At 71.6% G+C, this 15167-nt stretch carries 15 protein-coding genes; 3 read left to right on the plus strand and 12 right to left on the minus strand.

Features of this window, described 5'->3' with window-relative positions:
- The 4 genes from ACQP2Y_RS33675 to def are packed head-to-tail and all read right to left on the minus strand — an operon-like array spanning position 1 to position 3684.
- The gene (locus tag ACQP2Y_RS33675) at positions 1-639 is read right to left on the minus strand and encodes a sulfotransferase family protein (protein WP_433719896.1); all 639 of its coding nucleotides are present in this window, start codon (positions 637-639) and stop codon (positions 1-3) included.
- Between the two features lie 48 nt (positions 640-687).
- Positions 688-2205, minus strand: a complete 1518-nt coding sequence (locus ACQP2Y_RS33680) for an RsmB/NOP family class I SAM-dependent RNA methyltransferase (RefSeq protein WP_433719898.1) — start codon at positions 2203-2205, stop codon at positions 688-690.
- Complete coding sequence (gene fmt, locus ACQP2Y_RS33685) at positions 2202-3128, minus strand: methionyl-tRNA formyltransferase (RefSeq protein ID WP_433719899.1); 927 nt, start codon at positions 3126-3128, stop codon at positions 2202-2204. Before fmt ends, ACQP2Y_RS33680 begins: the two co-directional genes overlap by 4 nt.
- 4 nt (positions 3129-3132) lie before the next feature.
- A complete protein-coding gene (gene def / locus ACQP2Y_RS33690; protein WP_360834495.1) occupies positions 3133-3684 on the minus strand; it encodes a peptide deformylase in 552 nt (183 codons plus the stop codon).
- 134 nt (positions 3685-3818) lie between these two features.
- Here def and ACQP2Y_RS33695 point away from each other — a divergent pair, with 134 nt between their 5' ends.
- From ACQP2Y_RS33695 to ACQP2Y_RS33705, 3 genes are read left to right on the plus strand one after another with little or no spacing between them, the layout of a single operon-like run.
- Positions 3819-5003, plus strand: a complete 1185-nt coding sequence (locus tag ACQP2Y_RS33695) for an esterase-like activity of phytase family protein (protein ID WP_433719900.1) — start codon at positions 3819-3821, stop codon at positions 5001-5003.
- A 36-nt stretch (positions 5004-5039) separates the two neighbouring features.
- Positions 5040-5522, plus strand: coding sequence for a GNAT family N-acetyltransferase (locus ACQP2Y_RS33700; protein WP_433719902.1), 483 nt, complete (start codon positions 5040-5042; stop codon positions 5520-5522).
- Positions 5523-5570: 48 nt separating this feature from the next.
- The gene (locus tag ACQP2Y_RS33705) at positions 5571-6149 is read left to right on the plus strand and encodes a LysE family translocator (RefSeq protein WP_433719904.1); all 579 of its coding nucleotides are present in this window, start codon (positions 5571-5573) and stop codon (positions 6147-6149) included.
- Positions 6150-6492: 343 nt separating this feature from the next.
- Here ACQP2Y_RS33705 and ACQP2Y_RS33710 read toward each other — a convergent pair whose 3' ends face one another.
- From ACQP2Y_RS33710 to ACQP2Y_RS33745, 8 genes are all read right to left on the minus strand, one after another.
- Positions 6493-8799: a primosomal protein N' gene (locus tag ACQP2Y_RS33710; RefSeq protein WP_433732169.1), complete on the minus strand. Its 2307-nt coding sequence runs from the start codon at positions 8797-8799 to the stop codon at positions 6493-6495.
- Positions 8800-8954: 155 nt separating this feature from the next.
- The gene (gene metK / locus ACQP2Y_RS33715; RefSeq protein ID WP_433719906.1) at positions 8955-10145 is read right to left on the minus strand and encodes a methionine adenosyltransferase; all 1191 of its coding nucleotides are present in this window, start codon (positions 10143-10145) and stop codon (positions 8955-8957) included.
- Between the two features lie 75 nt (positions 10146-10220).
- Complete coding sequence (gene coaBC, locus ACQP2Y_RS33720; protein WP_433719908.1) at positions 10221-11444, minus strand: bifunctional phosphopantothenoylcysteine decarboxylase/phosphopantothenate--cysteine ligase CoaBC; 1224 nt, start codon at positions 11442-11444, stop codon at positions 10221-10223.
- Between the two features lie 71 nt (positions 11445-11515).
- Positions 11516-11779, minus strand: coding sequence for a DNA-directed RNA polymerase subunit omega (rpoZ, locus tag ACQP2Y_RS33725; RefSeq protein ID WP_015623990.1), 264 nt, complete (start codon positions 11777-11779; stop codon positions 11516-11518).
- A gap of 21 nt (positions 11780-11800) precedes the next feature.
- Complete coding sequence (gene gmk, locus ACQP2Y_RS33730; protein WP_360556202.1) at positions 11801-12403, minus strand: guanylate kinase; 603 nt, start codon at positions 12401-12403, stop codon at positions 11801-11803.
- A gap of 32 nt (positions 12404-12435) precedes the next feature.
- A complete protein-coding gene (gene mihF, locus ACQP2Y_RS33735; RefSeq protein WP_125806289.1) occupies positions 12436-12753 on the minus strand; it encodes an integration host factor, actinobacterial type in 318 nt (105 codons plus the stop codon).
- A gap of 183 nt (positions 12754-12936) precedes the next feature.
- Entirely contained in the window at positions 12937-13767 is an 831-nt protein-coding gene (gene pyrF, locus ACQP2Y_RS33740) for an orotidine-5'-phosphate decarboxylase (protein ID WP_433719910.1), read from the minus strand.
- Between the two features lie 21 nt (positions 13768-13788).
- Entirely contained in the window at positions 13789-14997 is a 1209-nt protein-coding gene (locus tag ACQP2Y_RS33745; RefSeq protein ID WP_433732171.1) for an adenosylmethionine--8-amino-7-oxononanoate transaminase, read from the minus strand.
- Between the last annotated feature and the right edge of the window lie 170 nt (positions 14998-15167).

Below are 15167 nucleotides of genomic sequence, written 5' to 3' on the forward strand. Positions count from 1 at the left end.
CTACAGCTTGCCGGCGCTCTGCCGCTCCCGGATCCGCGCCTGGAAGGTCGCACTGTCGTTGGCTCGCGGGAACGGCGCGTCCGGCACCGGGACACCGAGGAAGTCGCAGAGCGGCTGCCAGCCCTGCGCGACCTCGAACTCCAGCAGCCGGTCCGCCGGGACCTCGCGGCGCACCGCCTCGTTGTGCTCGGTGAAGACCCGCACGGCGTGCTCCCGGTCGGCGAAGCGGCCGCCGAAGGTGCCCTCCCAGATGAGCGACCGGACCATGGCCAGGCCTGCGGTCACGGAGTCGTCGCCCTCGCGCGGCGCGCTCCGCGCCGCCTGGAAGATCGTGCTGTGCGCGCTGTCGTACCACTTCTGCGGGTCGCGGACCGTCAGCACCACCTTGGCGTCCGGATGCTTCTCGGTCAGCTCCCGCCAGAAGTACGTGCCCGGCCAGTCCACCGTGGAGCGGTGCCCCTCCAAGGCCTTGTCGAGGCTGGAGAGGTCACCCTCGGCGGCCCGGGCGAACAGAGTCGCCCGCTCGGGATCGTCGAGCAGCGGCAGCATGTGCATGCACGGCCCGCGGCCCAGCATCTCGAGCGCGATCTTCAAGCTGAGTGTGCCGGTACGGCCGAAACCTGCCCCGATGACATCCATGTCCATCTTTATACCGGACTTTGTTGACCGGGACAGTGCAGAAGGCACTCAGCTCGTGCGACGCAGCACCGCCAGGAACATCGCGTCGGTGCCGTGCCGGTGCGGCCACAACTGCACCGTCGGCCCCGGGCCCAGCTTCGGCATGCCCGGCGGCAGCAACGGGCGCGCGTCCACGAAGTCGACCTCCACGCCGCTGCGGCGGGCGCCCTCGGTGACGGTCACCTGGGTCTCCACCATGTGCGGTGAGCAGGTCACATAGGCGACCACGCCGCCGGGACGCACGGCCCGCAGCGCGGCCACGAGCAGCTCCCGCTGGAGCCGGGTCAACGGCGGAAGATCGGCCGGGGTACGCCGCCAGCGCGACTCCGGACGCCGGCGCAGCGAGCCCAGCCCGGTGCAGGGCGCGTCGACCAGCACCCGGTCGAAGCCCTCCTCCGGCAGGTCGGGGTCGCGCCCGACCGTACGGCCGTCGGTCGGCAGCACCGTGACCGGCAGTCCGGCGGTGGCCTGCTCGACCAGCCGGGCCCGGTGGTCGGCGACCTCGACGGCGGTGACCTCGGCGCCGCGCAGCGCGGCGATCGAACCCAGCAGCCCGGCCTTGCCGCCCGGACCCGCGCACAGGTCCAGCCACCGGTTGTCCTGGCCCTCGATCGGCGCGGCCAGCAGCGCGGCCGCCACGAGCTGCGAACCCTCGTCCTGCACGTGGGCGCGGCCCTCGCGGATGGCCGCCAGCTCGCTCGGCGAACCCCCGTTGAGATAGACCGCGTACGGCGAGAACGCGCCCGGCACACCCTCGACCTCGTCGGCCAGCTCGACCGCGTCGGACCGCCCCGGCCGCGCGCACAGGTGCACGGTCGGCGGCTGGTTGTCCTCGATCAGCAGCCGGGCGGTGTCCTCCAGGTCGCCACCGAGGGCCTCGGCGAACGACCGGATGATCCACTCCGGGTGGTTGTGCACGACCGCGAGGTTGCCGACCGGGTTCTCCGCGTAGTCCGGGGCCAGCTTGGTCAGCCACTCCTCCAGACCGGTGTCCGAGATCGTGCGCATGACCGCGTTGGCGAAACCGTGAGCGGCGGGCGCGACCGCGCGGACCAGGTCGACGGTCTGGTTCACCGCGGCGTGCGCCGGCACCCGGGTGAAGAGCAACTGGTACGCACCCAGGCGCAACGCGTCGCGAGCAGGCGGATCGATGCGCGACACGTCCCGGCCGGCCGCGTCCGCGATGATCAGATCCAGGGTGCCCACGGCGCGCAGGGTGCCGTAGGTCAGCTCGGTCGCGAACGCCGCGTCCCGGCCGTGCAGCCGCATGTCCCGCAGGATCTGGCCGAGCACCAGGTTCGCGTACGCGTCGTCACGGTGCACGGCCGCGATGGCCTCGTACGCTGCCTGCCGGGCCGGGTCCGACGGCGGGCGACCCGCTCGCGGAGCCCGCCCGGAACGGCTGTCGCGGCTCTGGTCCCGGCCCTGCCCGGGGCCGCCGGGGCGGCGCGGGCCGGCGTTGTGCGGCCGGTCGGCACTGTGCCGGCGCTGCTCCTGCGGCCGCTCGGCCCGATGGTCTTCGGTCATGAGAGGGTCTCCCCCGGGTTGAGGCGCAGGCCACGCGCCCAGTCGGAGGCCGACATCGGCTTTTTCCCGGCGGCCCGGACCTCGCCCAGGATCACCGGGGTGGTCGCCGTGCCCACCAGCACCTGGGTGCGCTCGACGAGCAGCTCCCCCGGGGCCAGCGTGGCGGCGTTGGCGACCGGGCGCACCGGCCCGAGCTTGAGCCGCTCGTCGCGCAGGGTGGTCCAGGCGCCCGGCGCCGGGGTGCAGGCGCGGATGCGCCGGTCGACGGCGAACGCCGGGTCGCTCCAGCGGACCCGGGCGTCCTCGACGGTGATCTTCGGGGCCATCGACACGCCGTCGGCGGGCTGCGGGTGCGCCCGGGCGGTGCCGGCCTCGATCGCGTCCAGGACGGCCACGAGCAGGCCGGCGCCCTCGGTGGCCAGCCGGGCGAGCAGGTCACCGGAGGTGTCGGTGGGGCGGATCTGCTCGGTCAGCGTGCCGTAGACCGGGCCGGTGTCCATCCCGGCCTCCAGCTCGAACACGCTCGCGCCGGTGACCTCGTCGCCGTGCAGGACGGCGTGCTGCACGGGGGCCGCGCCACGCCAGGCGGGCAGCAGCGAGAAGTGCAGGTTGACCCAGCCGTGCTTGGGGATCTCCAGGGCGCTGGGCGGCACCAGCGCGCCGTACGCGACCACGGGCACGCAGTCCGGGGCGAGCTCGCGCAGCCGTTCGAGGAACTCCGGCTCGCGGGGGCGCTGCGGGGTGAGCACCTCGATGCCACGTTCGTCGGCCCAGGCGCCGGCCGGTGAGCGCACCAAACGGCGGCCGCGGCCGGCCGGGGCGTCGGGACGGGTGACGACGGCGACGATCTCGTGGCTGGAGGCGGCCAGGGCGTCGAGCGACGGCAGGGTCACCTCGGGGGTGCCGGCGAAGATCAGGCGCACCGGGTCACCGCCCCAGGCCGAAGATGCCGTGCGGGTTGACCTTGACCTTCGGCGGGGCGCCGGCGTCGTACCACTCGGCGGCACGGATCTGCTTCATCGCGTCCTTACGTGCGGCGGCGTCCAGCCGGTCCAGGAAGAGCACCCCGTCGAGGTGGTCGGTCTCGTGCTGCACGCAGCGCGCCATCAGGCCGGTGCCGACCAGCTGCAACGGGTCCCCGTGCTCGGTGAAGCCCTGGGCGACGACGTGCTGGCGGCGCTTGGTGTCGACGTACACGCCCGGGATGGACAGGCAGCCCTCCGGGCCGTCCTGCTCCTCCTCGTCGGGGAACGACAGCACCGGGTTGACGATGTGGCCGGTCACGTCGTCGACGTGGAAGGTGAACACCCGCAGACCCACGCCGAGCTGGGGTGCGGCCAGGCCGGCGCCGCCCTCGTCCTGCATCGTCTCGGTGAGGTCCCGGACGAGCCGGCGCAGTTCCTTGTCGAAGTCGACCACGGCGTCGGCCGGCGTACGCAGCACCGGGTCGCCGAACAGACGGATGGGCTGGACGGTCACGCGGGTGCCACTCCTGACTGCTCACAAGAATTGCTGATCGCACCTAGTCTACGGACGCACCCGGCACCATTGTGCGGGGCCGCTTCACGCCGCCGTTGATCACGGTTCATCCGGGCTCTCTACCGTCCGGCCTCATGCGATTCCACATTCCCGGGGCGGCCGGCGCCGCCCTGCTCGCCCTCTCGCTCGGCCTGGTGGCCGCGCCCTCCGCGGCGCACTCGGCCGCCGCGCCGACCCTGACCGGCTTCGCGTCCCTGCCGGCCCTGACGTTCGTGCCGGGCAGCGAGCCGTCCGGGTCGGCCCTGGGTACGGCGCCGGTGAACGGCATCGCGGCGCCCTGGGCCGACCAGCCGGTGCAGGGCTTCTCCGGAGTGCTGCCCAACGGCGACGGCACCTACAACGTGCTCTCCGACAACGGCTTCGGCACCAAGGCGAACAGCGCCGACTTCCTGCTCCGCATCCAGAAGATCGGCCCAGTCCCGGCCACCGGCGCGGTCGACGTGCTCGGCGGCATCAACCTGACCGACCCCGACGCCAAGATCCAGTTCCCACTGGTACGGCCGGACCGCGTCCTGACCGGCGCGGACTTCGACGTCGAATCGATCGTGCGCGACCCGGACGGCTCACTGTGGATCGGCGACGAGTTCGGCCCGTGGCTGCTGCACTTCGACCGCGGCGGCCGGCTGCTGAGCGCGCCGATCCCGCTGCCGGGCGTACGCGCCCCGGAGAACGCGGCCGGCAACCCGAACCTGGGCAGCAGCAAAGGCTTCGAAGGCATGGCCCACTCCCCCGACGGCCGCTACCTGTACCCGCTGCTGGAGGGGACGGTGACCGGCGACACGGCCGGTGACCTGCGCTTCAACGAGTTCGACGTGCGGCGCGGCAGCTACACCGGCAAGCGCTGGACGTACCGCCTGGAATCGCCGTCCCACGCGATCGGCGACGCCATCCCGGTCGACACGAACCGCTTCCTGGTGATCGAACGCGACGGCGCCCAGGGCGACGCGGCCGCGGTGAAGCGGATCTACCTGGCCGACCGCCGCGACCGCAACCACGACGGCGTGATGGACAAGACCCTGGTGGTGGACCTGCTGCGGATCGCGAACCCGCGCGGGGTGGGCGGCTTCGGAAAGACGTTCCGCTTCCCGTTCCAGACGATCGAGGACGTGGCGTTGCTGGACGGCCGGACGCTGGCGGTGCTGAACGACAACAACTTCCCGGGCTCGGCGGGCCGCACGCCGGGCGTGGCGGACAACAACGAGTTCATCACCGTACGGCTGCCGTCCTCCCTGCACCCGGACCCGCGCGTCCTGCCGTGACCCCAACAAATTGACCGCGCTGGCAGTCTCATCGTCATGACGATCGAGATCAGGGTGCTCACGCATGCGGATATCGACGCTGTTGTCGGGCTGTCGCTGCGGGCGTGGGCGCCCGTCTTCGCGTCCTTCGAGACTGTGCTGGGCGAGGACATCTACCGCCGGATCTACCCGGACTGGCTGTCGTCGCAGGCCCGGGACGTGACGAAGGTGTGCACCGAACACGGCCCGACCACGTGGGTGGCCACTGTCGGCGACGAGCCGGTCGGCTTCGTCGCTCTGGTGGTCAACGATGCGGACCGCAGCAGCGAGATCGAGATGCTGGCGGTCGACCCGGTGCACCAGCGCAAGGGCATCGCGGACGCGCTTATCTCGTACGCCGTGGAGCAGGCGCGAGCGGCGGGTGCGCAGCTGGTGGCGATCGGCACCGGTGGTGACCCGGGCCACGCACCGGCCCGCCGCGCGTACGAGAAGGCCGGCTTCACCGCGCTGCCCCAGGTCAGGTACTACCGGGCGCTCTGACGGCGGGGTTACGGTCGGCGGATGACGTGGTCGACGTACGGATCATTCTTGATCTTCGCGATCGTGCTCGTCCTGGTGCCGGGCCCGGACTTCGCGGTGATCACCAAGAACACCCTGGCCGGCGGGCGCCGCCGAGGCTCGTGGAGCGCGGCCGGAGTGGCCAGCTCCAACGCGGTGCAGGGCCTGGCCGCGGCGGCGGGACTGGGCGCACTCGTGACCCGGGCGCAGCCCGTGTTCCAGGCGATCAAGTGGGCGGGCATCGCGTACCTGGCGTACCTGGGCATCCAGGCGCTGCGGTCGGCGCTGGCGGGTCGCTATGCCGAAGCTGGAAGCGAGGCTTCGGGGGCGGGGTGGCGGCAGGGGTTCCTGTCCAACATCACCAACCCGAAGGTGCTGGTCTTCTACCTGGCGGTGCTGCCACAGTTCCTAGGGCCGGACGCGCCGCTGGGGGCGCTGCTCGTGCTGGCGCTGAGTCATGCTGTGCTGTCGTTGCTGTACCTGCTGGTGGTGGTGGCTGGGTTGGCGCGGGCTCGGCGGGTGCTGGCTCGCCGGCGCGTTCGGCGCATGCTCGATGCGGCTACGGGGGCGGCGCTGCTCGGTTTCAGCGCCAAGCTGGCCACCGAGTGAGCTGTCATCCCGGTCAGGGCTGACCGGGGTTTCGGCTGCCGCCCGCCTTGTCCGGTTTGCTGTACCACCCATCGCTCATCTGGGTGCGGGGCGCGAGATCTTGGTAAAAAGTGGCCGCCATAGGGGCCGATTTTTACCTAGATCTACTGGATCACGCCAGCCATGTCCGGCTCACGTCCCGCGCGCCGCCCCACGTATCCCAGATCCTGTGCCGCCCCGTATGCGGTGCCGTGCGCCCGCGTTGGCGGTGCCGTGCGCGCGTCTGCGGTGCCGTGCGCCCGCGTTCGCGGTGCCGTGCGCACCCCCCGGCACCTGGCTGCTCGGCTTCATGCGAGCCGCTGGGTCAGAGGAGTTCGGCGGGGTCGATCTGGATGCGGATCGGCAGGTTGGACTTCTTCACGCTGCGGACCGCCGCCGCCTCGTGCAGAGCCCTGGCCAGAGCCGCCGCGCGACCCCGGGAAACACGGAGCAGCATGCGTTCCTGGTCGTCGGCTGCCGGAACCGGACCGAGGAGCTCCACGTCATCGGGCAGGCGCGCCGCGTCCAGGAACTCGGCCACCGCCTCGGCCTTGCCGGTGACGCTGGCCATCCGGGCCGCCGGCGGGAAGCCCAGCTCACGGCGTTCGGCGAGCTCACGGGCCGCGAACCAGCCCGGGTCCCAGCGCAGCAACGCCTGCACGGGTGCCAGCGAACCGTCGGCCACGACCACCACCCGGCCACCCGCCGGACCGGGCCGGGCCAGCGCGGCGGCGGACAGCCAGCGCCGCATGGTCTCCTCGGCGGCCCGCAGGTCCGCCCGGGACAGCAGCGCCCAGGTGTCCAGCAGCAACACTGCGCCGTAGCCGCCCTCGGCGACGGGCTCCGCTCCCGGTGTGGCGACGACGACGGCGGCCGTTCCGGGAACGGTGGTCAGGATTTCGTCCCGGCCGGAGGTGCGCACCGGGAACCCCGGGAAGGCCCGGCCGAGCTCTTCCGCCGTACGCCGGGCACCGGTCACCGAGGCCCGCAGCCGCCGTCCACCGCAGGCCGGGCAGGCGTAGTCGGCCGCGGCCCGGCCGCACCAGTGGCAGGCCGGCACGTCCCGCGAACCGGCAAGCCCCAGCGGACCGGAGCAGTGCGGGCACCGGGCCGGGGTGCGGCACTCGGCGCAAGCGGTGGACGGAAGGTAACCCCGCCGCGGCACCTGCACCAGAACCGGCATCCCGGCCTGCAACGCACCACGCGCCGCCTGCCAGGCAAGACTCGGCAGCCGCGCGGTCACCGCACCGGGATCCCGCGCCAGCTGCGGATCATCACCGGTCGGCGCGATGGCCGGGCTGCGCGCCCGCAAGGTGCCACGATCGGCGACGATCTCCTTGGCCCACCCGGTCTCCAGCAGCAACTGCGCCTCGCCCGTGCGGGCAAAACCCCCGACCAGCGCGGCGCAGTCGGCAAGCTGCGCGCGGGTGAGCAGAACATCCCGGGCATGCGGGTACGGCGCCCGCGGCTCGGCGTGCAGGTCATCCCCGTCGTCCCAGATCACCACGAGCCCAAGGTCAGCGACGGGCGCGAACATGGCCGCCCGCGTCCCGACGACAACAGGCACCCGATGGCGGCTGGCGGCAAGGAACCTCCTATACCGCTCAGCCGGGCCGGCGGCGGCGTTGAGGGCGACATGCCGACCATCCCCGAGCACCACGGTCAGAGCTCGATCGAGCCGCTCAAGATCCCGCGCGTCCGGCACCACGATGACCACACCCCGGCCGCCCCGCACCACGACCCCGGCAGCCTCAGCGATCCGCGCCGGCCAGTCCTCCCCGGGCAGCGCGGACCACACGGCCCGAGCCGGCCGGCCCTGCTCCAAGGCGTGCATGAAGGCCCCACCGGTGGGATAGATCCCCCACCCGTGCGCGACTGCCTCCGGCTGGACGTCACCGCGAGCCGTGATCTGGTCGAGTTCGGTGCCGGCGCCGGCCTGCGCCTCACCAACCCCGGTCCGCTGGTCGTCCACGACCTGAGCGAGCTGAACGTCACCAACCGCGTCCGGTTGGACTGACCGCCCACCGGCCGAACGGGACTGATCCGATAAATCCGGCACAGCGGAGGGGAAAGTCGCGGCGCGCGACGGCGCCGTTCCTGCAGCAGCGAATTCCTCTGCCTGAGCGAAGGCGGGGGCCGCTCCGTCGAGACGGCCAGAAGCCACTGCAACGAGATGATCGGAGCTCATCGCAGCCGAATCGCCGACGGCCTCGGGAGAGGCGGCGGCCGCCGCCTCAGGAGGGCCCGACGGCATCCCACCCACGGCCTCAGAAGAGCTGGACGATGGATCAAGGGGAGGCGGGGTGGCCTGCGCTTCCGCGCGAGCGTGACGAGGCGGCACAGCCAACCGCAGCACATCCGAGAGACTCCCCGCGTACCGGTCAGCGACAGAGCGAGCCAGCCGCGCCACCTCCGGGTCCAGCACCCGCTCCGGCGAGACCACCTTGTCCAGATAAGCCAGCTTGCCGCCGTGCGGGCTGCTCTCGGCCCGTTCCAGGAGGAAGCCGTTCACCAGCTGCCCGGCGAAGCGGACCTTCACCCGCACGCCCGGCTGAGCAGCCTCGTCGTCGGCCGCCGACACCAGGTAGTCGAACGGGCGGTCGAGGTGGGCCAGCGGCACTTCGACGCTCACCCGGGCGACCGGCAGCCGGGGTGCCGGCTCCCGGTCGGGTTTCGCTTTTGCCGCCTTCACCCGCACATTCTGGCGCGGGGGTACGACATCTTCCGGTGCAAACAGCACGGGTGCCTCGACCGGAGTCGAGGCACCCGTTCCTGGCGTCACCAAGCTCAGGCCGCGGCGGACTTCAGGTCCTGGGCGCGGTCCGTGTTCTCCCACAGCAGTTCCGGCAGTTCGCGGCCGAAGTGGCCGTACGCCGCGGTCTGCTGGTAGATCGGGCGCAGGAGGTCCAGGTCGCGGATGATCGCGGCCGGGCGCAGGTCGAACACCTCGTTGATGGCCTTCTCGATGCGCTCCACCGGCACGTTCTCGGTGCCGAACGTCTCGACGAACAGCGACACCGGGTGCGCCTTGCCGATCGCGTACGCGACCTGCGTCTCGCACCGCTCGGCCAGGCCGGCGGCGACCACGTTCTTGGCCACCCAGCGCATCGCGTACGCCGCCGAGCGGTCCACCTTCGACGGGTCCTTGCCCGAGAAGGCGCCACCGCCGTGACGGGCGTAGCCGCCGTACGTGTCAACGATGATCTTGCGGCCGGTCAGGCCGGCGTCGCCCATCGGGCCGCCGATCTCGAAGCGACCGGTCGGGTTGACCAGCAGGCGGTAGTCCTCCACGTCCAGGCCCAGGCCCTCGAGCTCCGGGGCGATGACGTGCTCGCGGACGTCGGGGGTCAGCAGCGACTCCAGCGAGATGTCGGCCGCGTGCTGCGACGAGACCACGACGGTGTTCAGCCGCACCGGGCGCAGGCCGTCGTACTCGATGGTGACCTGGGTCTTGCCGTCCGGGCGCAGGTACGGGATCGTGCCGTCCTTGCGGGCGCTCGACAGCCGCCGGGCCAGCCGGTGGGCCAGCGCGATCGGCAGCGGCATCAGCTCCGGGGTCTCCGAGCAGGCGAAGCCGAACATCATGCCCTGGTCGCCCGCACCCTGGGCGTCGAGCGCGTGCTCGGAGTTGCCCTCGCGCAGCTCGACCGCGCTGTCCACGCCCTGGGCGATGTCGGGCGACTGCGAGCCGATCGACACGCTGACGCCACAGGACGCGCCGTCGAAGCCCTTCTTGGACGAGTCGTAGCCGATCCCCAGGATGGTCTCGCGCACGATGTTCGGGATGTCCGCGTACGCCTTGGTGGTCACCTCGCCGGCCACGTGAACCTGGCCGGTCGTGATCAGGGTCTCCACCGCGACGCGGCTGCGGGGGTCCTGCGACAGCAGGGCGTCGAGAATACCGTCGCTGATCTGGTCAGCGATCTTGTCCGGGTGGCCTTCCGTGACCGACTCGGAGGTGAACAGGCGGCGTGCCACGGTGCTCCTCAGATTTGTCGAAGTTTCGTTCCGCGGCAGTGTAGTCACCACCGCTGTAGCGATGCCGGGGCGGTCTCAGCCCGTCCCAAGCGCGCCGACCTGCGGATCAAGGCGTCCGGCAACCTGATCCCATATCGCATCGGCCACATCGTCTTTCGGGAGTTCCCCCAGCGCGGTGGTGCTCCCGTCGGCGCCCAGGATCGTGACCGTGTTGTTGTCCGACCCGAAGACCAGGTCGACGCCCACCTCGTTAACGACGATGAGGTCGGCGCGTTTCCGTACCAGTTTGCCGCGGGCGTTCTCCAGCGCGTCGTGGGTCTCCGCGGCGAAGGCAACGAGCAGCTGACCAGGGCGTTTGGCCGCACCGAGCTCGGCTGCGATGTCCGGGTTGGTGACCAGCTCGAGGGTGGGCGCCGTACCCTCGTCGCTTTTCTTGATCTTCTGGCCGGCGACCGCGGCCGGCCGGAAGTCGGCCGGGGCCGCCGCCATGACCACGACGTCCGCGTCCGCGGCGGCCTCGACCGTGGCCTTGCGCAGCTCCTCGGTCGTGCCGACGCGCACCACGTCGGCGCCCGCCGGATCGTCCAGAGTGACGTTCGCCGCAATCAGGGTGACGCGCGCGCCCCGGGCGACCGCCGCGCGGGCCAGGGCGTATCCCTGCTTGCCGGACGAGCGGTTGCCCAGGAACCGGACCGGGTCCAGCGGCTCGCGGGTGCCACCTGCGGTGACGACCACCCGGCGGCCCGTCAGGTCGGTCTCCGCGGCCGCGCCGCGACGCAGCACGCGCAGGGCCGCGGCGAAGATCTGGGCCGGGTCCGGCAGCCGGCCCTTGCCGGTGTCGGCGCCCGTGAGCCGGCCCACAGCCGGCTCGATGACGATCGCGCCGCGGGACCGCAGGGTCGCGACGTTGGCCCTGGTGGCCGGGTTTTCCCACATCTCGGTGTGCATGGCCGGGGCGTAGACCACCGGGCACGTCGCCGTGAGCAAGGTGTTGGTGAGCAGGTCGTCGGCGATGCCGTGGGCCGCCTTGGCGAGCATGTCGGCGGTAGCGGGCGCGACCACGACCAGCTCGGCGTGCCGGCCGATGCGTACGTGTGGCACCTCGTGCACGTCGTCCCACACCTCGGTGGTCACCGGGCGGCCGGACAGCGCGGCCCAGGTGGGCGCGCCGACGAATTTCAGCGCGGACGCGGTCGGCACGACACGCACGCCGTGCCCCGACTCGGTGAACAGCCGTAGCAGCTCACAGGCTTTGTACGCGGCGATGCCACCGCACACCCCGAGCACGACCTCCGGCATGGGCACACTTCCCGTCAACGAAAAACCCGCGCCCGCGGTGAGCGGGCGCGGGTGCACGGTGGATCAGCGGATCAGGGGTTGTCGGTCGCCTCGGCGGTCAGCAGACCGGCGTTGATCTCGCGCATCGCGATCGAGAGCGGCTTCTCCTGCGGAGTGGTCTCGACCAGCGGGCCGACATACTCCAGCAGACCCTCGCCGAGCTGGCTGTAGTAGGCGTTGACCTGGCGGGCGCGCTTGGCCGCGAAGATCACCAGCGAGTACTTCGACGAGGTCTTGTCGAGCAGCTCGTCGATCGGCGGATTGGTGATGCCTTCGGGGTTGGCGATGGTTCCCACAGTGATGTACTTCCTTAATTCTCAGCTTGACACCGGCGGCTGAGCGGGAGTCAGAAACGACGAACCGAGCAATCCTACCAGCTCGTCGGCGGCACGCTCGACGAAGTCGTTGACGACGGTGCGGTCGAACTCCTTCTCGGCGGCGAGCTCCTCGTCGGCGTGCGCCAAGCGCCGCCGGATGGTCTCCTCGTCGTCGGTGCCGCGCCCGATCAGCCGGCGCTTGAGCTCCTCGACGCTGGGCGGGGCGAGGAAGACGAGCTGGGCGTCGGGCATCGTGGCCCGCACCTGCCGGGCGCCCTGCAGGTCGATCTTGAGCAGTACCGGACGGCCCTGCGCGAGCCAGCCCTCGACCTGGGCCCGGGGCGTGCCGTAGAGGTTGCCCGCGAACTCCGCCCACTCGAGCAGCTGGTCGCCGTCGACGAGGCGCTGGAACTCCTGCCGGGTGACGAAGTGGTAGTGCTCGCCGTCGGTCTCGTAGTCGCGCTTCTTGCGGGTTGTCACCGACACCGACAGCTTGATCCATGGCGAGCGCGCCCGGATCAGCTCGATCACGCTGTCTTTGCCCACCCCCGAGGGGCCGGACAGGACGGTGAGTCGGGCTGCCGGGCGCGCGTCGTCATCCATGCTCACAGGCTCATTCAACACGAGCCGGTGAGTCAGTTCGCAGCGAACTCCCCCAGGAGGGCCTTACGCTGCTGCTCGCCCAGGCCACGAAGACGGCGACTGTCGGCGATCTTGAGCTTCTCCATGATCTGGGTGGCCCGGATCTTGCCGATGCCCGGCAGCGCCTGAAGCACGGCCGAAACCTTCAGCTTGCCGACGACGTCGTCGCCTTCCGCCCGGTCGAGCACGGCGGCGAGGGTGGTCTTGCCAGACTTGAGCTGATCTTTCAGCTCGGCCCGGGCCTTGCGAATCTCCGCGGCCTTCTCCAGCGCGGCTTTACGCTGCTCGGGGCTTAGTTGCGGGAGCGGCACCAGTTCTCCTCAGGTCCCTATCGCACCGGTAGTCCAATACCGGCACTCTGTGAAACGTGGTGTGCCAGGGAACCAAAGGGGCATGTGGTTCCTGGCGCCGGGAAAACTAGCGGTCAGCGGCGGTTTCGGCAACGTGGGGGTACCCCCCATCCGGACCGGGGCAGGCCTGCTAGGCAGGCCGTTTCACCCGATCACGGCGCTACAGGCGGTGACCGCGCGGTCCGCGGCGGCCCGCAACGAGGTCGCCTCGGGGCCCGCGCCGAGGACCTCGCGTGAGTACGACGGCAGCACGTTCCGCAGGCTCTCCCCGAAAATTTCGCGCAGGTCCGCGGGGCTTCCACCCTGTGCTCCGAGGCCCGGGGCGAGCAGTGGTCCGTTCACCTTGGACAGGTCGTGGCCGGTCGCGCCGATGGTCGCGCCGACCACCAGCCCGAGGCTGCCGAGCGGCTCCGCACCCACGTTGACCTGCGCAATCTCGTCGATCACGGTCTGCGCGACGGTCCGTCCGCCGGCGCCGACGGCGTGCTGGACGCTCGCTCCCTCGGGATTGGAGGTCAGCGCCAGAACGAAAACGCCGCCGCCGTGTTCGGCCGCCAGGTCGAACGCGGGCTGCAATGAGCCCACTCCGAGATAGGGACTCACAGTGATCGCGTCAGCACACAGCGAACTGTCCGGATTGAGGTAAGCGCTTGCGTACGCGGCCATCGTCGAGCCGATGTCGCCGCGCTTCACGTCGAGAAGTACCAGCGCACCGGCCTCGCGTGACTGTCGGATAGTTGACTCAAGAACAGCGACGCCACGTGACCCAAATCTCTCAAAGAAAGCCGACTGCGGCTTGAGGACGGCGACCCGATCGGCCAGTGCTTCGACGACCGTTAGGGCGAAGCGTTCCAGGCCGGCGACGTCGTCCGAGAGGCCCCAGCGGGCGAGCAGAGCGGCGTGCGGATCGATGCCGACGCACAGCGGCCCCCGCTCCCGGGTGGCACGGTGCAGGCGGCTTCCGAAGGACTCCATAGGGGCGTTCTCACTTCCGTGTCAGGTGGCGGACACCGCCGCGGCGATTCCTTGGGTAATGCGGGCGACGTCGGCGTCGTCGGTGACGTACGGCGGCATCGTGTAGATCAGGTCCCGGAACGGCCGCAGCCAGACTCCGGCGGCCACGGCGGCGGCAGTCGCCGCGGCCAGGTCGACGGCGTGATCGAGCTGGACCACGCCGATCGCGCCCAGGACCCGCACGTCGGCGACCCCGGGAAGGCCCCGCAGCGGCTCCAGACCGGCCCGGAGGCCCGCTTCGATACGCCGGACCTGGCCCGGCCAGTCCTGGGCCCGCAGCAGGCCGATGGAGGCGTTGGCGACGGCGCAGGCCAGCGGGTTGCCCATGAAGGTCGGCCCGTGCGCCAGCCCGCCGGCACTGCCGGCGGAGACGGAGTGGGCCACCGCGGCGGTGCAGAGGGTGGCCGCCAGGGTCAGATAACCCCCGGTGAGGGCTTTGCCCAGGCACATGATGTCGGGCGTCACCCCGGCGTGGCCGGCGGCGAAGAGCTCACCGGTACGGCCGAAGCCGGTCGCGATCTCGTCGAAGATCAGCAGTACGCCGTGAGCAGCGGTCACCTCGCGCAGCACCCGCAGGTAACCGGGGTGATGCATGCGCATGCCGCCGGCGCCCTGCACGACCGGCTCGACGATGACGGCGGCGAGCTCATCGGCGTGCCGGGCGACCAGCTCGGTCAGCTCGGTGGCGTAGGCCTCGTCGTAGCCGGCCGGCGGCGGGCCCGCGAAGATCTGCGCGGGCAGCACCCCGGTCCAGAGCTGGTGCATCCCGCCGACCGGGTCGCAGACGCTCATCGGGTGGAACGTGTCGCCGTGGTAGCCGCCCCGCCAAGTGGCGAGCTTGCGCCGCTGCGGCCGGCCCCGGGCGAGCTGGGCCTGCAGGGCCATCTTGATGGCCACCTCGACCCCGACGGAGCCGGAGTCGCAGAGGAAGACGTGCTCGAGCCCGTCCGGGGTCAGCTCGACCAGGGTGGTGGCCAGCTCGACGGCGGGCGCGTGGGTGAGCCCGCCGAACATGACGTGGCTCATCCGGCCGGCCTGCTCGCTCAGCGCCGCGTCCAGCACGGGGTGCCGGTAGCCGTGGATGGCGGCCCACCACGACGACATGCCGTCGATGAGCTCCCGCCCGTCGGCCAGCCGCAGGCGGACACCCTCGGCGCTCTCGACGACGTAGGGCTCGCTCCGGCCGGGCATCGGCCCGTAGGGATGCCAGACGTGCGCCCGGTCGAGCGCCAGCAGCTCGGCCTCGCCCAGCGGACCACCGCGGCTCAAGACCGCCCTCGCAACCTGCCGGTGACCGCGTCATCGGTCGAGGCCCGGCGGATACGTCCGGCCGGCCGGACCAACCGGCCGGGGCCCGCAGC

The sequence above is a fragment of the Actinoplanes sp. CA-051413 genome (genome assembly GCF_050955795.1).
In the GTDB taxonomy this organism is placed as follows: Bacteria; Actinomycetota; Actinomycetes; order Mycobacteriales; family Micromonosporaceae; genus Actinoplanes.